At 59.2% G+C, this 18,308-nt stretch carries 17 protein-coding genes; 10 read left to right on the top strand and 7 right to left on the bottom strand.

Features of this window, described 5'->3' with window-relative positions:
• Positions 1-51 precede the first annotated feature (51 nt).
• Complete coding sequence (locus tag CUN63_RS11150; RefSeq protein ID WP_129439404.1) at positions 52-315, bottom strand: hypothetical protein; 264 nt, start codon at positions 313-315, stop codon at positions 52-54.
• 308 nt (positions 316-623) lie between these two features.
• On the opposite strand from CUN63_RS11150, the gene CUN63_RS11145 reads away from it, so the two are divergent.
• The 4 genes from CUN63_RS11145 (at position 624) to CUN63_RS11130 (ending at position 5,023) form a co-directional block, all read left to right on the top strand.
• Positions 624-920, top strand: a complete 297-nt coding sequence (locus CUN63_RS11145; protein WP_129439402.1) for a hypothetical protein — start codon at positions 624-626, stop codon at positions 918-920.
• Positions 921-1,149: 229 nt separating this feature from the next.
• Positions 1,150-3,084 carry an ATP-dependent DNA helicase RecQ gene (locus CUN63_RS11140; protein WP_129439400.1) on the top strand — a complete coding sequence of 645 codons (1,935 nt, stop codon included), beginning with the start codon at positions 1,150-1,152 and terminating at the stop codon, positions 3,082-3,084.
• 102 nt (positions 3,085-3,186) lie between these two features.
• Positions 3,187-4,413: a 3-hydroxyacyl-CoA dehydrogenase gene (locus CUN63_RS11135; RefSeq protein WP_129439398.1), complete on the top strand. Its 1,227-nt coding sequence runs from the start codon at positions 3,187-3,189 to the stop codon at positions 4,411-4,413.
• 178 nt (positions 4,414-4,591) lie between these two features.
• Complete coding sequence (locus CUN63_RS11130; RefSeq protein WP_129439396.1) at positions 4,592-5,023, top strand: thioesterase family protein; 432 nt, start codon at positions 4,592-4,594, stop codon at positions 5,021-5,023.
• Between the two features lie 69 nt (positions 5,024-5,092).
• Here CUN63_RS11130 and CUN63_RS11125 read toward each other — a convergent pair whose 3' ends face one another.
• The 4 genes from CUN63_RS11125 to CUN63_RS11110 all read right to left on the bottom strand — a co-directional run bounded on the left by CUN63_RS11125 (position 5,093) and on the right by CUN63_RS11110 (position 10,102).
• Entirely contained in the window at positions 5,093-5,581 is a 489-nt protein-coding gene (locus CUN63_RS11125) for a glycine zipper domain-containing protein (protein ID WP_129439394.1), read from the bottom strand.
• 354 nt (positions 5,582-5,935) lie between these two features.
• Positions 5,936-8,284, bottom strand: a complete 2,349-nt coding sequence (locus tag CUN63_RS11120) for an FdhF/YdeP family oxidoreductase (RefSeq protein WP_129439392.1) — start codon at positions 8,282-8,284, stop codon at positions 5,936-5,938.
• Positions 8,281-9,120: a formate dehydrogenase accessory sulfurtransferase FdhD gene (fdhD, locus tag CUN63_RS11115; RefSeq protein ID WP_129439390.1), complete on the bottom strand. Its 840-nt coding sequence runs from the start codon at positions 9,118-9,120 to the stop codon at positions 8,281-8,283. The genes CUN63_RS11120 and fdhD overlap by 4 nt, the downstream gene beginning before the upstream one ends.
• Positions 9,121-9,214: 94 nt before the next feature.
• Complete coding sequence (locus CUN63_RS11110) at positions 9,215-10,102, bottom strand: LysR family transcriptional regulator (protein ID WP_129439388.1); 888 nt, start codon at positions 10,100-10,102, stop codon at positions 9,215-9,217.
• Positions 10,103-10,242: 140 nt separating this feature from the next.
• Between CUN63_RS11110 and lysM the strand changes: the two genes are divergently transcribed.
• Positions 10,243-10,683 (top strand): peptidoglycan-binding protein LysM, encoded by a 441-nt coding sequence (gene lysM / locus CUN63_RS11105; RefSeq protein ID WP_129439386.1) that lies wholly within the window; start codon positions 10,243-10,245, stop codon positions 10,681-10,683.
• 54 nt (positions 10,684-10,737) lie between these two features.
• On the opposite strand, the gene CUN63_RS11100 is transcribed toward lysM, so the two are convergent.
• Together CUN63_RS11100 and CUN63_RS11095 are read right to left on the bottom strand one after the other, a co-directional pair.
• Complete coding sequence (locus CUN63_RS11100) at positions 10,738-11,514, bottom strand: enoyl-CoA hydratase (RefSeq protein ID WP_129439385.1); 777 nt, start codon at positions 11,512-11,514, stop codon at positions 10,738-10,740.
• Entirely contained in the window at positions 11,511-11,975 is a 465-nt protein-coding gene (locus CUN63_RS11095) for a universal stress protein (protein ID WP_129439383.1), read from the bottom strand. The genes CUN63_RS11100 and CUN63_RS11095 overlap by 4 nt, the downstream gene beginning before the upstream one ends.
• A gap of 179 nt (positions 11,976-12,154) precedes the next feature.
• Here CUN63_RS11095 and CUN63_RS11090 point away from each other — a divergent pair, with 179 nt between their 5' ends.
• The 5 genes from CUN63_RS11090 (at position 12,155) to CUN63_RS11070 (ending at position 18,297) form a co-directional block, all read left to right on the top strand.
• Complete coding sequence (locus CUN63_RS11090; protein ID WP_129439381.1) at positions 12,155-13,069, top strand: LysR family transcriptional regulator; 915 nt, start codon at positions 12,155-12,157, stop codon at positions 13,067-13,069.
• Positions 13,070-13,303: 234 nt separating this feature from the next.
• Positions 13,304-14,851 (top strand): MFS transporter, encoded by a 1,548-nt coding sequence (locus CUN63_RS11085; RefSeq protein ID WP_129439379.1) that lies wholly within the window; start codon positions 13,304-13,306, stop codon positions 14,849-14,851.
• A gap of 25 nt (positions 14,852-14,876) precedes the next feature.
• Positions 14,877-15,953, top strand: coding sequence for an HlyD family secretion protein (locus CUN63_RS11080; RefSeq protein WP_129439377.1), 1,077 nt, complete (start codon positions 14,877-14,879; stop codon positions 15,951-15,953).
• The gene (locus CUN63_RS11075; protein WP_129439375.1) at positions 15,950-17,401 is read left to right on the top strand and encodes an efflux transporter outer membrane subunit; all 1,452 of its coding nucleotides are present in this window, start codon (positions 15,950-15,952) and stop codon (positions 17,399-17,401) included. Before CUN63_RS11080 ends, CUN63_RS11075 begins: the two co-directional genes overlap by 4 nt.
• A gap of 101 nt (positions 17,402-17,502) precedes the next feature.
• Positions 17,503-18,297 carry an SDR family NAD(P)-dependent oxidoreductase gene (locus CUN63_RS11070; protein ID WP_129439373.1) on the top strand — a complete coding sequence of 265 codons (795 nt, stop codon included), beginning with the start codon at positions 17,503-17,505 and terminating at the stop codon, positions 18,295-18,297.
• Positions 18,298-18,308 lie beyond the last annotated feature (11 nt).

The raw sequence follows: 18,308 nt of genomic DNA, 5'->3' as shown, positions 1-18,308 counted from the left end.
AAATAATGAAGTGGTTAGTTGTTGCCGGGGTTGTAGTGTGTGTTTGAAGTTTTAGTGTTCTATTCTTTGTTTGGCAACTTCTAGTAGCTCGCAACCATCCTGCGTTAGTAAGTAAAGCGCATTCACTATATGAGGGATGTCTTTAACGTCGGCCTGTTTGAAGCACAGGCAATAAAGCGTTTCGAGCAAATCGCTGGCTGCGCGCAGGCGTTGGTGCGCTGCGTCGAGGACGGCACCGGTGCTGGCCGTGGTGTCGATGACGAGGACGGGTGTTTCGCTGTAGCTGGTTTTGAGTGGACGGTAGCGGTCTTGCATTTAGGTCAGTCCTGTAGGAAGTCGGGCAGTCTCGCCGGCAGGTCGACACCCTGTTTTCAGCCGCGCCGCAAACTATGAAGGTGGCGACGCAGCGCGGCAATACGGCCGCAATGGACAGGGTTTGTAGGGGTTTTTCCTGCCTTTTCGGACCAAACCTACGCGTTTCCCGAGGTTTTTTACGCCTAAACCCTTAGATGGCAAATTTCCTACGGGTTTGTCAGGCGTAACGCATCAAGCCTCTGTATGGTGCGCGCCAGAATCAGTAGGACGTTTCGAAACGTCCGTCCAACGCTTAAAGGGAATTAAGTATGCAATGGCTACGTATGGCCTCGATTTTGTTGCTGTGGGGCGGGTTTTGTCGCGCGGCGGGTGCTGCTGATGCAGGTAGCTCGATGGTCCTGGCCAATATGGACCGCACTGGTTGGCCGGATGCGCTGACCAGTCAGGCGAGCATGGACACCGCTTTGCGCGCTGATTTGCGTCAGTTGGCGGCGGCGTTCACCGGCGAAATCAGTCCGGCCCATGCCATTTGGGCGAGCAAGAGCCAGGTGTTTCACGAGCAGGCATTGAATGAACAGCTGCGCGTGGCGGTGTTGGCGCCTTAGCCTCCTCTCCTGACTGATCTTCCCACGCACCCGAGTGGGAATGCCTCAAGGGACGCTCCGCGTCCAGTAACGCGAAGCGTCACGGGCTGCATTCCTTTGCGGCGCATGGGAACGATCGCCGACAACACGCTGTATCATCCCGTATCGTTTTGGTCCCCGACCTTTTCTCGACTCGCTGCGTTTGCCGGCTAGGCTTTGGGCTTCGCAGCGGTCAACGGAGTGACAGCTTATGCACAACACCCTGGAACAGGTTTTCGGTTATCCACAGTTTCGGCCCGGCCAGGAAGCGGCGGTCAGCGCGGTGTTGGCCGGGCGCTCGGCGGCGGCGATTTTCCCCACCGGCTCGGGTAAGTCCCTTTGTTATCAATTGCCGGCCTTGCTACTGCCGCACCTGACGCTGGTGGTCTCGCCACTGCTGGCGTTGATGCAGGATCAGTTGGCGTTCCTGCAGCGCCATGGCATTGCGGCGGGCAGTATCGATTCGGCCCAGAGCCGCGATGACGCCAGCGACGTGATGGCTCGGGCCAAGTCTGGCGAGCTGAAAATTTTGATGATCTCCGTGGAGCGCCTGAAGAACGAGCGTTTCCGCAATTTCTTGCAGCAGGTGCCGATCTCGTTGCTGGTGGTGGACGAGGCGCACTGCATCTCGGAATGGGGCCACAACTTTCGCCCCGACTACCTCAAGCTCCCCGACTATCAGCGCCAGTTCAACATCCCTCAGGCCTTGCTGCTGACCGCCACTGCGACCCCCAAAGTGATCGCGGACATGGAGGCAAAATTCGCCATCGCCCCTGAGGACGTGGTGACCACCGGTTTCTACCGGCCGAACCTCAATCTGTTGGTGGAGCCGGTGCGCGGTCAGGACAAGCGACGACGCCTTGTCGAATGGATGAGCCAGCGTCCCGACCAGCCGAGCATTGTCTACGTCACCCTGCAGAAAACCGCCGAGCACATTGCCGAACATCTGACCCGCAACGGCATTCAGGCCGAGGCCTATCACGCTGGTCTGCCCCACGAACAGCGCGAAGCAATCCAGCGCCGGTTCATGGGCGGGCAGTCCAATTGCATCGTTGCCACCATCGCGTTCGGCATGGGCATCGACAAGAGCGACATCCGCAACGTGGTGCATTTCGACCTGCCCAAATCCATCGAAAACTACAGCCAGGAAATCGGCCGTGCCGGGCGTGACGGGCAGCCGTCCGACTGCCTGGTATTGGCCAACCGCGACAGCCTCAACGTGCTGGAAAACTTCGTCTACGGCGATACGCCTGAGCTGGATGGCATCCGCTATGTGCTCGACGAGTTGCAAGCCGCCGCGCCCGAGGGGCAGTGGGAGTTTCTGTTGGGGCCGCTGGCCGATCAGAGCAACATCCGTCAGCTGCCGCTCAAGACTTTGCTGGTGCAGTTGGAACTGCGTGGAATCATTGCGCCGCGTTACGCCTATTACGCCGAATACCGTTTCAAGTATTTGCAGGAGCCGGAAGCTTTACTCGCCCGTTTCGAGGGTGAGCGCAAGGACTTCGTCGCGGCGATTATCCAGACCTCCAGTCGCGCACGGACCTGGGCCACGGTGAATTTCGATGCGCTGTATGAACAGCATCAGGCCGAACGCAATCGAGTGGTCAAGGCGCTGGATTATTTCCAGGAAAAGGGCTGGGTCGAGCTCGAAAGCAAACAGATGACCGAGGTCTACAGCCTGTTGCAAACGGATTTCAACAGCCAGGCCCTGAGCGCCGAGTTACACGCCTATTTCACCCGGCACGAGCGCACCGAGGTCGCGCGGATTCACGCCATGCTGGAACTGTTCGCCACCGACCATTGCCTGGGTTATCGCCTGGCCGAGTACTTCGGCGATGAAAACGCACCGCAGCAGTGCGGGCATTGTTCGGTGTGTCACGGGGATGTGGCGCGATTGCCGACGCCACCGGAATTACCGGCGCTTGTGGATAAAAACTTCGAGGCGTTGTGCGGTGACTTTATCCACAGGCACGAGCAGTACACCGGCAACACTCCATCGGCGGAACGCGTTACGCGGTTTTTATGCGGCATCGGCGTGCCGCTGTTCACCAAGCTCAAGGCACGGTCGATTCCCGGGTTTGCGGCGCTGGAGGATTATCCGTATGCCGAAGTCCGGACGTGGGCCGAGGCACATTTGCCGGCGTAGATCCATCCGCTGAATGTTGCTCATCACAGGAATAAATTTCAAAAATGCGCGCCGCCTGACTATGGTGAAGGCTGTCTTTGGATCGCCAACAAGAGAACAACTATGAGCCAGACACCGTTCACTATTCAGCGCGCCGCCGTCATTGGCGCGGGCACCATGGGCCGTGGCATTGTCATGTGTCTGGCCAACGCCGGCGTCCCGGTGCAGTGGGTCGATAACAATCCACAGATGCTTGAACAGGCGCTGGCTACCGTGGCGGACACCTACGCCCACAACGTGCGTCAGGGACGGATCGATCAGGCCGAAGCGGACGCTCGCATAGCACGGGTAACGGCGGCTGCTGACTACGCGGCGATCTGCGATGTCGATCTGGTCATCGAAGCGGTGTACGAAAACCTTGAGCTCAAGCAGAAAATCTTCCGTGAGCTGGACGATCTGCTCAAACCTGAAGCGATTCTGGCCAGCAATACCTCGGCGCTGGATATTGATGCCATCGCCGCGGCCACTCGCCGTCCGCAACAGGTCCTGGGCCTGCACTTCTTCAGCCCGGCGCACATCATGAAGTTGCTGGAAGTCGTTCGCGGTGCGCAGACTTTACCGGTGGTGCTTGAGGCTGCTCTGGCACTGGGCAAGCGCATGGACAAAGTCAGCGTGGTGTCGGGCAACTGCCATGGTTTCATCGGTAACCGCATGCTGCATCCGTATGTGCTAGAAGCGCGCAAGATGCTGCTCGAAGGCGCTTATCCACATCAGGTCGATGCGGCACTGCAAGGTTTTGGTTTCGCCATGGGGCCGTTCCGCATGTACGACGTGGTCGGCATTGATCTGGAGTGGCGCGCCCGGCAGTTGGCCGGCAAAGGGCAGGATGCGCCTGAGGTTCAGGTGGACAATCGTCTGTGCGAATTGGGTCGTTTCGGCCAGAAAAGTGGCAATGGCTATTACCACTATGAGCCGGGCAGTCGCCAGGCTGAGCACGATGTTGAAGTCGATGCGCTGGTGTTGAAGGTCAGCGAAGAGCTGGGGTTCCAGCGTCGCGAGATAAGCCCCGAGGAGATTCTTGAGCGCTGCTTGCTGGCACTGGTCAACGAGGGTGCGAAGATCCTTCAGGAAGGGATTGCCGGATCGGCGCACGACATCGATCTGGTGTACCTCAATGGCTACGGCTTCCCGGCGGACAAGGGTGGGCCGATGGCTTGGGCGGATCAGCAAGGGCTGGCGGATATTCACCAACGGTTGCTGGCGCTGGAGACGAAGCAGGGTGATCAGTGGAATCCGGCACGGTTGATTGGGGAGTTGGCGGCGGTGGGCAAGGGGTTTTCTGAGCGCTGATTGAAGTAGTGCCTCTGATGGCCTCATCGCGAGCAAGCTCGCTCCCACATTAGTTTGATCTTCAGTGAGCACAGATTTTGTGTACGACTGAGATTCACTGTGGGAGCGAGCTTGCTCGCGATGAGTACGACGCGGTTTTCGCCTTAGACTGGCAATCCAACTCCAGGAATCGACGCTGATGTCCAACCCGATGCCCCAACGCACCGACTACCCCCACTTCCAGCCCATCACCACCCGCTGGCACGACAACGACGCCTATGGTCACGTCAACAACGTCACCTACTACAGCTTCTTCGATACTGCAGTGAACACCTACCTGATCGAAGTCGGCGGCCTGGATATCCATGACGGCGAGGTGGTGGGTTTTGTCGTGAGTTCGGCCTGCGATTACTTTGCTTCCATTGCCTTCCCCGATCGGATCGAGATTGGTTTGCGGGTGGGCAAGTTGGGCAACAGTTCGGTGCAATACGAGCTGGCAGTGTTCAAGGCCGGGGAAGACGAAGCCTGCGCAGCAGGGCGCTTTGTGCATGTGTTTGTGGATCGGGCTTCTAATCAGCCGGTGGCGATTCCTGCCGGGTTGCGCGGGGCGCTGGAGCGGTTGGTGGTTTGACGGACAAAAAAAATCGCAGCCCTTGGGCTGCGATTTTTTGATGCATCGGCAAGCGAGGCGATTCAAGCCTCAGTCGCGATAGCGATGGTGATGCTTGCGGTGGCCATAGGCATGACCGCGCCCCGGGTGGCCGTCACGGTAGTAGCGACGATCATCATCATAACCACGACGATAGGAGCGACGATCATCGTCGTCATCGCTCTTGTTGCCCATGTAGTTACCCAGCGCGCCACCGGCGCCGCCGCCTGCTGCGGAGCCGATCAGACTGCCGGAGGTGCCGCCCATGCTGCGACCGACCACGTTACCGCCTGCCGCGCCCAACGCACCGCCAATGGCGGCTTCGCCACGGCTGCGTCTGTCTGCGCCAACGGCGCTACCACCCGCGCCGCCCAGGGCCGCGCCGATGGTGGAACCTGTATTGCCGCCTAGTGACTGACCGACGACTGAGCCCAGAACCCCGCCCAATGCGCCGCCCACACCTGCTTCAGCGGTGCCGCCAGCAGAAGCGATGCCACTAGCCAGGCTAAGGGACAACAAGAGAATCGAGGAGAACTTCATAGAGGAACCTCAAGGGGATGACGGCGCGATCCTGAGGCTGTGTCATGGTCGTGACAATCGAAATCCGACGAGTAGCACGACTTGAGCACATTTCTATAAGTTACTGTTTTTTAGCCGGAACTTAAGTATTTTTCGCCTGTCTTTAGCTACTTCGGATAGGCCGTTTTCATGCAAAACGGCCTTTTTTGTGGGCGAAAGGAAAAGCAGTCAATTCGGAAATTCGTTGAATGTTCCACCGCTATCGCGAGCAAGCTCGCTCCCACATTAGATCTTCAGTGGGCATAGTATTTGTGTTCAACCAGGATCCACTGTGGGAGCGAGCTTGCTCGCGAAGGGGCCAGACCTGCTGCCGCGTTACGCCGACTTCGCCATAATCAACCCAGTCGCACTCGCCGCTTCCAGCCGGATTGCCACAAACTTCGATGTCGGCGTATGGCTGCCATCCCCGATGCTTTCCAGCGGCACCAGCGGATTCACTTCCGGGTAGTAAGCCGCCGCTTGCCCGGCAGGGATATCAAACGCCAGCAGCGTAAAGCCCTTCACCCGACGCTCACGTCCATCATCCCAGATCGAAACGATGTCAGCCTTTTGCCCTGGCTTGAACCCCAGGCGAATGATGTCGGCTTCGTTGACGAACAACACATCACGCTGACCTTTCACGCCGCGATATCGGTCATCAAGTCCATAAATCGTGGTGTTGTACTGATCGTGAGAGCGCATCGACTGCATGATCAGGTCTGGCAATACGCCGGTGGCGCGAGTGCGCTCGTGCACCAGATCTTTAGGCAGGATGTTCGGACGGAAATTGGCGCGCCCCGACGCGGTATTCCAGCGGCGAGCACCGGCGCTGTTGCCGAGGTAGAACCCGCCCGGGTTCTGGATCTTCTCGTTGAAGTCCTTGAAACCAACAATGGTGTCGGCGATCAGGTCGCGGATGCGCCGGTAATCGGCCACCAGCCAGTTCCAGTCCACCGGTTTGCTGCCCAGGGTCGCGGCGGCGATGCCGGCAATGATCGACGGCTCGGAGCGCATCTGGTTCGACAGCGGCTGCAACTGGCCGTTGGAGGCGTGAACCATGCTGAACGAGTCTTCGACGGTCACCGCTTGCGGGCCTTCGGTCTGGATGTCGATGTCGGTGCGACCCAGGCACGGCAGGATCAACGCGTCTTTACCGTGCGCCAAATGGCTGCGGTTGAGCTTGGTGCTGATTTGCACGGTCAGGTCGCAGTTGCTCAGGGCTTGGAAGGTCCGTGAGCTGTCCGGGGTGGCTTGGGCGAAGTTACCGCCCAGCCCGATAAAGACTTTCGCGCGGCCGTCAGCCATGGCATGGATCGCCTCGACCACGTTGTGACCGTTTTCACGCGGCACCTTGAACTTGAAGCGACGCTCCAGGGAGTCGAGGAACGCCCCCGGCGGACGCTCGTTGATGCCCATGGTCCGGTCGCCCTGCACGTTACTGTGGCCGCGCACCGGGCACAGACCGGCGCCGGGGCGGCCGATGTTGCCGCGCAGCAACATCAGGTTGGCGATTTCCTGGATGGTCGCCACCGAATGGCGATGCTGTGTGATGCCCATCGCCCAGCACATGATCACGTTCTTGCCTTTGGCGTACATCCGCGCCGCTTGCTCGATTTCAACCAGCGTCAGTCCGGATTGTTCGACGATCTGCTCCCACGAGGTGTCGTCGACGATGCCCAGGTATTCCAGCACGTTGACACTGTGTTCATTGAGGAAGTCGTGGTCGAATACGGCAGGCTCACCCGCCTTCTGTGCGTCACGCTCCCACTGCAGCAGGAACTTGGCCATGCCGCGCATGATCGCCATGTCGCCGCCCAATGCCGGACGGAAGTACGCGGTGTTGGTCGGCTTGTCGCCGTTGGTGAGCATTTCGATCGGGTGTTGCGGGTGCTGGAAGCGTTCCAGGCCGCGCTCCTTCAAAGGGTTGATGCATACCACCTGAGCGCCGCGTTTCACCGCTTCGCGCAACAGTTCGAGCATCCGTGGGTGGTTGGTGCCAGGGTTCTGACCCCAGACAAAAATCGCGTCGGCGTGTTCGAAGTCGTCGAAGGTGACGGTGCCTTTGCCGACGCCGACACTTTGCGACATGGCCACACCGCTGGCCTCGTGGCACATGTTCGAGCAATCGGGGAAGTTATTGGTGCCGTAGGCACGCACGAACAATTGATACAGGTACGCCGCTTCGTTGCTGGCGCGGCCCGAGGTGTAGAACTCGGCCTGATCCGGGCTCGACAGCCCTTGCAGGTGTTTGCCGATCAGCGCGAAGGCCGCTTCCCAGCTGATGGGTTTGTAGCGATCGGTCTCGGCGTCGTAGCGCAGTGGCTCGGTCAGACGCCCCTGATATTCCAGCCAATAGTCACTTTGTTCCAGCAACGAACTGACGCTGTGTTTGGCAAAGAACGCACCGTCGACACGGCGTTTGGTCGCTTCCCAGTTCACTGCTTTGGCGCCGTTCTCGCAGAACGCCACCATGCCGGCTTCGTTGGAGTCGCCCCAGGCGCAACCGGGGCAGTCGAACCCGCCGTTCTTGTTGGTCTTGAGCATCATGCGCAGGTTTTTCAGCGCGTTGTCGCTGGTCAACCAGGCCCGGGCAACGCTGGCCAGCGCGCCCCAGCCACCGGCTGGGCCTTTGTAGGGCTTGTAGCGAGGGACGGGTTTCTGGTCGGCTTGACGATGTTGACTCACGCTTGGTTCTCCGTCGCAGGGCTGTAGACCCGCGGCGCACTTTTCTGCGGCAGGTGGATGAGATTAAGGTTGTGGCGACGGGCCCATTGCACGGCAAGGCCCGTGGGCGACGACAGGCTGACCAGGGTCTGGATACCTGCGCGCAATACTTTCTGGATCAATTCGAGGCTGCAACGGCTGGTGACAATCACCAGCCCGCCGGTGGTCGGGATTTTCTGACGGATCAGTCCGCCTATCAGCTTATCGAGGGCGTTGTGTCGGCCGATGTCTTCGCGGCCCAGCAGCAATTGGCCCTGACTGTTCATAAACACGGCGGCGTGCACCGCGCCGGAGTACTGGCCAAGAGGCTGAAACGCACCGATGCGTTGACGCAAACCATCGAGCCATTCGGCGGGCGGCAAGGGTGCGCCGGGCAGGATCTTGAGGTCTGGCAATGCCTGCTCCACCGCTTCCACACCGCAGAGTCCGCAACCGCTGGTGCCAGCCATTTGCCGACGCTGTTGCTTGAGGTTCCAGAAGGCGCGGTTGGCGATGGTCACTTGCGCGTATTGCGCTGAACCCGAGCCGCTGAGTTGCAGGTCATAGATATCGCAGGCGTCTTCGATGATGCCGCTGCCGAGACTGAAGCCGACGATGAAGTCTTCAAGGTCCGTCGGCGTCACCAACATGACCGCCTGACTGATGCCGTTATAAGCGATCGCCAACGCGACTTCTTCGGCCAGCGCGGTGCTGGCTGATTCGGTGTCTTGAAGGTCGCAGTAACTGTACGTCTGGCTTGCGGCGGGCGCTGGCGTTTCGAGGGCTGGCGCCGCGCAGACAGGGTGCTTGGCGTTCATTAGGCATCACCGACGGTTTAGGCTGCTTTAAGCCTAGGCGCGTCAACTTGTCGCGTCTAATCGCTAATACTGATCTACCGATAGATGGCGTCGATCAAGAGCTTGGCAGCGATTTCTGAAGAATTGCGAAACAGGCTTCCGCGAGCGCCGAACGCGGGGCGCTGCGACGCATGATCAGCCCCAGCCGGGCGAGGGTTTGAGCATTTTCGATGGGTTGCAGGCGCAAATGGTCGGTGAGTTTTTCCAGGCCTCCGTCCAGCGGCATCACGGCGCAGCAGAATCCGCCGTGCACCGCTTGTAACAATTGGTGGACGGCATCGGTTTGCAGCAACGGCTGCGGGGTGAGGCCGCGACTGTGGAAGTTGTGGTCGATGGACTGCCGAAAATGCATGCCGCTGGTGAGCATGCCCAGCGGGAGTTCGATCAGCGATTCCCAACTCAGCGGCGCCTCGCCGAAACTGAAGAAGCGCTGATCGTAGAGCAGGCCCATGCGGGTTTCGCTGAACGCCAGGGAATTGAAGCGTTCGCCGTCCAGTCGCTCCAGGTACGAAACGCCGAGGTCCAGGCGATTGTTCGCCAGTTGTTCCAGGATTTGTTCAGAACTCAGGGCTGAGAGTTCGAAGCGCAGGTTCGGGTGTTCGGCGTGCAGGCGTTGCATCAGCGGCAGCGGATCGAAGCTCGACAGCGGCACCACGCCCAGACGCAACGTACCGACCAGATTGCCGCGACAGGCAGCCGCTTCGGCCTGCAAACCGTCGTAGGCCGCCAGCACGGTGCGCGCCCACGCCAGTACCCGTTCACCCGGTGCGGTGAATCCTTCGAAGCGCTGCCCGCGATTGACCAGCGGCAACTCGAGTTCTTCTTCGAGGCTGCGCAGGCGCATGGACAGGGTCGGCTGGGTGATGTGACAACGCGCAGCGGCCTGGCCGAAATGCCGGGTTTCGTCGAGGGCGATGAGGAATTTAAGTTGCTTGATGTCCATCTTCGCTCCAGAGCGCGGTCAGGCTCGAGATTCTAACGCGCTTGCAGAGCACTTGAGTCATTGGTCGGATCGCAACCTCGTTCTTTGCCGTTGGTCTAGTCTTTCGCGTCTGGACCTCATAAACCCAAGGAGAGTGCATCATGAGTATTTTTAGCTTTGTGAAAGAAGCGGGCGAAAAGCTTATTGACCTGTTAACGCCGGGTAATGCCAATGCGAGCGAGCAGTTGAAGGAGCACATCGCCAAGGTCGGCCTGGGCAACCCGAATGTTCAGGCAACAGTGAATGGCGATACGGTCACGGTGACCGGTGAAGTCGCCAGCCAGGAAGAAAAAGAGAAAATTCTGCTGGCCGTGGGCAACATTGCCGGTATCGGCAGCGTTGACGACCAGATCACCGTGACCGGCCCGGTCGCTCAGGCGGCGCGTTTCGTCACCGTGAAAAAAGGCGACACCCTCAGCGCGATTGCCAAGGCTGAGTACAAAGACGCCAACAAGTATCAGAAAATCTTCGAAGCCAACAAACCGCTGCTGTCGCACCCGGACAAGATCTATACCGGCCAGGTATTGCGTATTCCTGAGTGATGCTTTTCGGCCAGGCTTTCGAGCCTGGCTGAATCCCGATTCCTGCTTGCCTGCTTAGCGATGTTTGAACTGCGGCGGGCGTTTTTCACTGAACGCGTTCATGCCTTCTTTCTGATCTTCGATAGCAAAGGTCGAATGGAACAGCCGGCGTTCAAAGCGTACGCCCTCTGCCAGGCTGGTTTCGAAGGCGCGGTTTACCGCTTCCTTGGCCAGTAGTGTTACCGGGGATGAGAAGCCAGCGATGCGTGAGGCTATCTTCAGTGCCTCGTCGAGCAGCGAGGCAGTCGGCACTAAACGGCTAACCAGACCACAGCGTTCGGCTTCGACGGCATCCATGGTGCGCCCGGTCAGAACCATGTCCATGGCCTTGGATTTGCCGACAAACCTTGCCAGTCGTTGGCTGCCACCGGCGCCGGGGATGGTACCGAGGGTGATCTCTGGCTGGCCAAAGCGGGCATTTTCCGCTGCGATAATGAAATCGCACATCATCGCCAGCTCGCAGCCTCCGCCCAGCGCATAGCCAGCAACCGCAGCGATGCTCGGCTTGCGAAAGGTGCTCAGGCGTTCCCAGTCAAGGCTGACGAAGTCAGCCTTGTACACATCCATGTAGCTCCAATCCTTCATTAGCTTGATATCGGCACCGGCGGCGAAGGCCTTTTCATTGCCGGTAATCACCACTACGTGAGTTTCGTCATCTGTTTCCAGATGATCGAGCAGACGCGCCAATTCGGCATTCAGTCCGGCTGAAAGCGCATTCAGCACCTCGGGGCGGTTAAGGGTGATCATCGCCACATGACCATGCTTTTCCAATAAAAGGTATTCCAGTTTCATATATCACCTGCGAAATTCAGGACATCGACCAGCACCGGGCAGCGGGCGACTTCGATGACTCGGGCGCTGACTGAAGGGTCGAAGATACGGTTGATCCGCGAAAGATGGCGGTGGCCGACGATGATCAAGTCGACCTTCAGCCGGTCGGCTTGCGAAACGATCGAAGAGGCCGGCTCTCCGTCAATGACCACGCCTTCTGCGTCAAGCCCGAGTGACCGTAAATAGTCCAGGGCCTCTTGCATGGCGTTATTGGCTATATGTTGCTCACTGCTGGCCGCGGGATATTCCTGCTCATCTGCAGGCTTGATGTGCCCATTTTCCGAAGGCAGGGTGTACGCACTGTCGACGGAAAGCAGGACATAGAGTCGAGAGGCATCCAGCTTGGAATACTGTGCGGCCAAGTCCAGGACCGATCGGCTCTGGGGCGAACCATCAATAGCAACGAGTAAGGAGCGAAGCATGGCTGTTCCAACCGGGAGTTAACGGAAAGCAGGTATTCTTGGAAAATCGTACGTTTAGGTAAATGGTTCGTCGCGCATTTAATAGTTGCATACGGCGCAGGCTTCGCGCGCATTGGGGTTTGGTCAGAAACTGCTAGGATTGCGCCAGGATTAATTGATTTTCACAAGGAGTGTTTGTTGTGCATCTTCCAGATATGAATCTGCTGGTGGCCCTGGATGCGCTGCTGGACGAGGGCAGTGTGGTCGGTGCCGCCCGGCGCATGAGCTTGAGCCCCGCGGCGATGAGCCGGACCTTGACCCGGATACGTAGCGCAGTGGGTGACCCGATTCTGGTGCGCGCCGGACGTGGCCTGGTGCCGACACCCAAGGCGCTGGCATTACGGGCTCAGGTGCGCAGCTTGGTCGAACAAGCGGCGCAGGTGTTCCTTTCGGGTGACGAGGTCGATCTGACGACGCTGGAACGCTGCTACAACTTGCGGGCGAATGACGTATTTGTCGCGGCCTTTGGTGCGCAGCTGCTGGAAATCATGCGCAAAAAGGCCCCACGTACCGTGCTGCGCTTCGTGCCGGAAGGCGAGGGCGAGGATGACGCGTTGCGCGAAGGGCGGATCGATCTTTATATCAGTGCGACGCGAAATCTTGGGCCGGAAATCAAAGTTCAGAGCCTGTTCACCACGACCTTTGTCGGCCTGGCCCGGGTGGATCACCCAATCTTTCAGGAAGAAATCACGCCAAAACGTTTCGCCTCCTATGCGCAGGTCAGCGTGTCGCGACGCGGTCGTGCAACCGGGCCGATCGATACCGCTTTGGCCGGGATGGGCTTGCAGCGGCGTGTCGCGTTGATCACTCCTAGCTTTCACTCGGCGATGTTCGCCTTGCCCGATTCCGACCTGTTGCTGCCGCTGCCGGAGCATGTGTTGTGGAGCGTCTCGCGGCTGGGCTTGCCGTTGCGTTCGTTCCGGATCCCTATGGCGCTGGAGACGGTGGTGGTCATGCAGGCCTGGCATCCACGCTTTGATAACGACTCGGCCCATCGCTGGCTGCGTCAGACGTTGAAAGAGAGCTGTGCCAAGTACTCCTCGCCACGGGTTTGAAGCAGCTTGCGCTTCCAGGATCGCCGCAAGCCCCTTCGGGCCGAGCACGACCCCGGCTTATCGCAGCCTGTGGATTGATACGTGCGTTGGGTGCAGCTTAAAGCTTCCCATATGTCAGTTTTCGGAACTATTGCGTCTTCATAAACTATCCAGGTAACCCTTTACCTGGAGTCATGACGCAATGTGCCTTGTGTTGTTTTCTATCTTTCGGGGCGCTGGCCGACGGGTGAACCCGTGAGTTCGCTCGCAGCCCCTGCTGTTATGGCCCCGACGCTGGAGGTGACGAAACCCGCACCGGCCGCTGCGCCAGTGTTTGGCCTGCGTATTGTGATCGGGCTGATCGGGGTGCTGATTGCCGTATTAGTGGCCGGTCTCAACGAGATGGTCACCAAAGTGGCCATGCCTGACATTCGTGGCGCGCTGTATATCGGTGCGGATGAAGGTACCTGGTTGATCGCCACTTACGCTGCCACCTCAGTATCGGCCATGGCGTTTGCGCCCTGGTGTTCGGTCACCTTCTCCCTGCGTCGCTTCACTCTCAGCGCCATCGGTGCGTTTACCGTGCTTGGGATTCTCTGCCCGTTCGCTCCGAACCTCGAAAGCCTGATGGTGTTACGAACTTTGCAGGGGCTGGCCGGGGGCAGTCTGCCGCCGATGCTGATGACCGTCGCGCTGCGTTTCCTCCCGCCCGGCGTCAAGCTTTACGGGCTGGCAAGTTATGCGTTGACTGCCACCTTCGGCCCGAGCCTGGGGACTCCGCTGGCCGCGTTGTGGACCGAATACGTCGGTTGGCAATGGGCGTTCTGGCAGATCGTCCCGCCCTGCTTGTTGGCGATGGTCGCGGTTGCATATGGCTTGCCGCAGGACCCGATGCGCTTTGAGCGTTTCAAACAGTTTGACTGGCGTGGCCTGTTGCTCGGTTTGCCGGCGATTTGTGCGCTGGTGATCGGTCTGTCCCAGGGCAATCGTCTGGACTGGTTCGAGTCCACGCTGATCTGCTGGCTGCTTGGCGGCGGTCTGGTGCTGTTGGTGTTGTTCTTTATTAATGAATGGTCGCACCCGCTGCCGTTCTTCAAATTGCAGATGCTGACCAACCTGAACCTGTCCCACTCGTTGCTAACCCTCGGCGGGGTGCTGATCGTATTGCTGGCGGTGATCATCATCCCTTCCAGCTACCTGGCTCAGGTGCAGGGTTATCGCCCGGTACAAACTGCGCCGGTATTGCTGATGGTGGCCTTGCCGCAGTTGCTGGCGTTACCGCTGGTGGCGGCCTTGTGCAACATCCGTCGGGTCGACTGCCGATGGGTTCTGGCAATCGGTCTTGGATTGCTGGCGCTGGCCTGTGCTGGCGGCACGCAAATCACTTCCGAGTGGATTCGTGACAACTTCTACATCTTGCAGCTGTTCCAGGTGTTTGGTCAGCCGATGGCGGTGATCCCGTTGCTGATGCTCGCTACCGGCGGCCTGGCGCCGCAAGACGGCCCGTTCGCTTCCGCCTGGTTCAACACCGTCAAAGGTTTTTCGGCGGTCCTTGCTACCGGCGTGCTGGAGGCGTTGACCACGGCGCGGCTGCATTTCCACTCAACCATGCTGGTCGATCGCCTGGGCAACTCGCCTTTGGCAGACAGCGACGCTGCAGGGCTTGCCCATCGCATCCACGAACAGGCGGTCGTACTGACGTCTTCGGACTTGTACTACTGCATGGCGTTGCTGGCACTGGCCTTGATTCTGTTGATCCCGTTGATGCCTTCCCGGATCTATCCACCTCGTGCGGTGGCATAGCGTTCCATTCAGAGAGAAAGTCGTTATGACTACGAGTAAAAATCAGAAAATTGCCTTGTACACAGTTGCCTTGGTTGCTCTTGGCGGGGTCATCTACCTGGCAGCGCCGCGCCTGTTTGGTTCCGGCTCGCTGCAAACCACTAACGATGCGTTTATCACGGCGGACTACACGTTGGTGGCGCCGAAGGTTTCGGGTTTTATCAGTCAGGTGCTGGTCGAGGACAACCAGCCGGTGAAGGCCGGTCAATTGCTGGTGGTCATCGATGATCGTGACTACCAGGCTGCGCTCCAGGCGGCCGAGGCACAGTCACTGGTGTCGCAGGCGCAGTTTCAAAACGCGAAAGCTACGCTGGAACGCCAGTCGTCATTGATCGCTCAGGCGCAGGCCATGATGGCTGCCGACAAGGCTGAGCAAGCTTTCGCGGAGCACGAACTGACGCGCTACAACCATCTCGCAGGCCAGGGCGCCGGCACCGTGCAAAATGCTCAGCAGGCCCGCAGCCGGGTGGATCAAGCCAGCGCCCGCTTGGCCAATTCGACCGCTGCCTTGGCCGCTTCGCGCAAACAGGTGGATATCCTCAAGGCCCAGCTCGACAGTGCCGACGGAGGCCACAAACATGCGTTGGCATCCTTGGAGCGGGCCCGTTTTGATCTGTCCTACACTCGTCTTGTGGCACCGCTGGATGGTGTAGTCGGTGAACGTGCTGCGCGTGTCGGGGCCTATGTCAATCCAGGCGCGAAGATCATGGCGATTGTTCCTCTGGAGCGGGCCTATGTGGTTGGCAACTTCCAGGAAACCCAGTTGACACATGTGCAGCCAGGGCAGCCAGTGAAGATCCGCGTCGACACCTTTAGTGGCGAGAGCCTCACCGGTCGGGTCGAAAGTATTGCGCCGGCGACCGGGGTGACCTTTGCTTCGGTCAAACCGGACAATGCGACGGGCAACTTCACCAAAGTCGTGCAGCGGATACCGGTGAAGATTGCGCTGGATGCCGATCAACCGTTGGCGAACCGCCTGCGTGTGGGCATGTCGGTGGAAGCCAGTATCGAGACGCAGGACCCGCAGGGCAACGACGCACGTAAAGAGGTCACCCTTCGATGAGTCGGACTTTCCCTGTTCAACCATTATTGTTGTCGAGCGTGTTGATGCTCTCGGCTTGCAGCGTCGGTCCGGACTTTCAGAAGCCTCAGGGGCCAGATAACGCAAAGTGGCCCTTGCTGCAAGGCCAGGCTGCCGTCAGTCGCCCAGAGGCTTCGCCGGTTGAAGAACGCTGGTGGGACATCTTTCACGATACGCAGTTGTCTGCCCTGGCTCGCCGTGCTGTCACCAGCAGCCTCGATGTAAAAATCGCCAGTGCTCGTCTGCAGCAGAGTCGAGCGGCGCGCCAGACCATCGCCGCCGATCAATATCCGAGCCTTGATGCCGGTGTCGGCTATGAGCGGGCACGCAACAGCAGCAAGGGCCTGAGTGACCCTTCGGGCAAGGGCGGCAAGTCTGCCTTCAATCTCTGGGAGGGCGATTTCACCGCTGCCTGGGAGCTAGACTTGTGGGGCCGGGTCAAACGCGAAGTGGAAGCGGCCGATGCATCGGTCGAGGTGGCTGAGAACGACCGGCGCATGGTCCTGCTGTCGATTCTGGCCGAGACCGCTGGCGATTACATTCAGCTGCGCGGCGTGCAGAGCACCCTCGCGGTCACTCGCGAGAACCTAGCTGTTTCCCGGCACAGCCTGAAGCTGTCGCAAACGCGTTTGGCTGATGGCATCGCGACCAATCTGGATGTGGCTGAAGCCGCTGCGCAGGTCGCCGCAGTCGAAGCGCGCTTACCGTCGCTCGAACAGCGTCAGGCACAGTTGATCAATGCTTTGAGCCTGCTGTTGGCCGAGCCACCAAGAGCCTTGCAGGCCGAACTGGAGCGACCGGCGCAAGTACCGCAAACCCCACAAAACTTCGCAATTGGCTTGCCTTCGGAGCTGGCCGAGCGTCGTCCGGATATTCGTCAAGCCGAAGCCCGTCTGCATGCCGCGACGGCTGGGATCGGAGTGGCCAAAGGTGATTTCTATCCGCGCATTCGTCTGTCCGGCAACGTTGGTTTCCAGTCTATGCAGCTATCGGATTTCGGGTCCTGGGGCTCGCGCCAATTTGCTATCGGCCCACAGTTGAGTCTGCCGATTTTCGAGGGTGGACGTTTGCGTGGGATGGTCAAGTTGCGCGAGGCGCAACAACAGGAAGCGGCGCTCGATTACCAACAGGTGGTGCTGCGGGCCTGGCATGAAATTGATGATGTGCTGACCTTGTACAACGCCAGCCAACTGCGACGTGACCGACTGGCCGAAGCGGTGCGGCAGAATCGGATTGCGCTGGAAACTGCGCAAAGCCAGTACGTCGAAGGGGTGGTGGATTTCCTCAACGTGCTGACGGTTCAGAGCGCCTTGTTGGCGAATCAGGAACAACTGGTGGAAAGCTCGACTACGGTCTCGTTGGCCATGGTTGGGCTATATAAATCACTAGGTGGCGGCTGGCAGTCGATTTATCCCGCTGGCAACGGCTGATGCCGGTACCACTGATTGAGGCGCCAGGCTTTTCGAATCAATTACGGCGGACCTTGAGTCCGCCTTTTGTGTCGTTACATCATCCATCGGAGGAAGTAAGCATGAACATATCGTTGCACGGAAAGCGCGCGATCGTCAGTGGTTCCACGGCCGGTATTGGTCTGGCTATTGCTTTCGGTCTGGCCGAGGCGGGTGCTGAAGTGGTCATCAACGGGCGTAGCGAGGAGAGGGTGCGCAAGGCTATCGAGCACATTCTGAGCCGACTGCCGGGTGCTCGGCTGATCGGTCTTGCAGCCGATCTGGGAAACGTGGAAGGCGCGCAGGAACTGTTCTCCAAAGTATCGAATGTCGACATCCTGGTGAACAACCTGGGGATCTTCGAGCCCAAGGGTTTCTTTGATATTACCGATGCCGACTGGCAGCGTTTTTTCGACGTCAACGTAATGAGCGCAGTGCGTCTGTCACGTCACTATGCGCCGGTCATGGCTGAACGTGGCTGGGGTCGGGTGTTGTTCCTGTCCAGTGAATCGGCGTTGCAGATTCCGGCTGAAATGGTCCATTACGGCACCACCAAAACCGCGCTGCTGGCAATCTCTCGTGGCCTGGCGGAAACGCTGGCCGGCACCGGTGTGACGGTCAACGCGGTACTGCCGGGGCCAACGCGCTCTGAAGGTGTCGGCGGTTTCTTCGCGCAGATGGCCGAAGAACAAGGCGTGCCGTCTGAGCAGTTGGAGAAGAGTTTCATCGCGCAACATCGCGCAAGCTCGCTGATCAAGCGTTTGGCGACGACTGAAGAAGTGGCGAATCTGGTGGTCTATCTGGCGTCGCTTCAAGCCAGTGCAACCACCGGTGCGGCGATGCGTGTCGATGGTGGCGTGGTTCGTTCCATCGCCTGATGCAGAGGGTG

The sequence above is a fragment of the Pseudomonas sp. ACM7 genome (assembly GCF_004136015.1).
Classification (GTDB): domain Bacteria; phylum Pseudomonadota; class Gammaproteobacteria; order Pseudomonadales; family Pseudomonadaceae; genus Aquipseudomonas; species Aquipseudomonas frigoris.
This window is presented reverse-complemented; position numbering and strand designations above follow the sequence as displayed.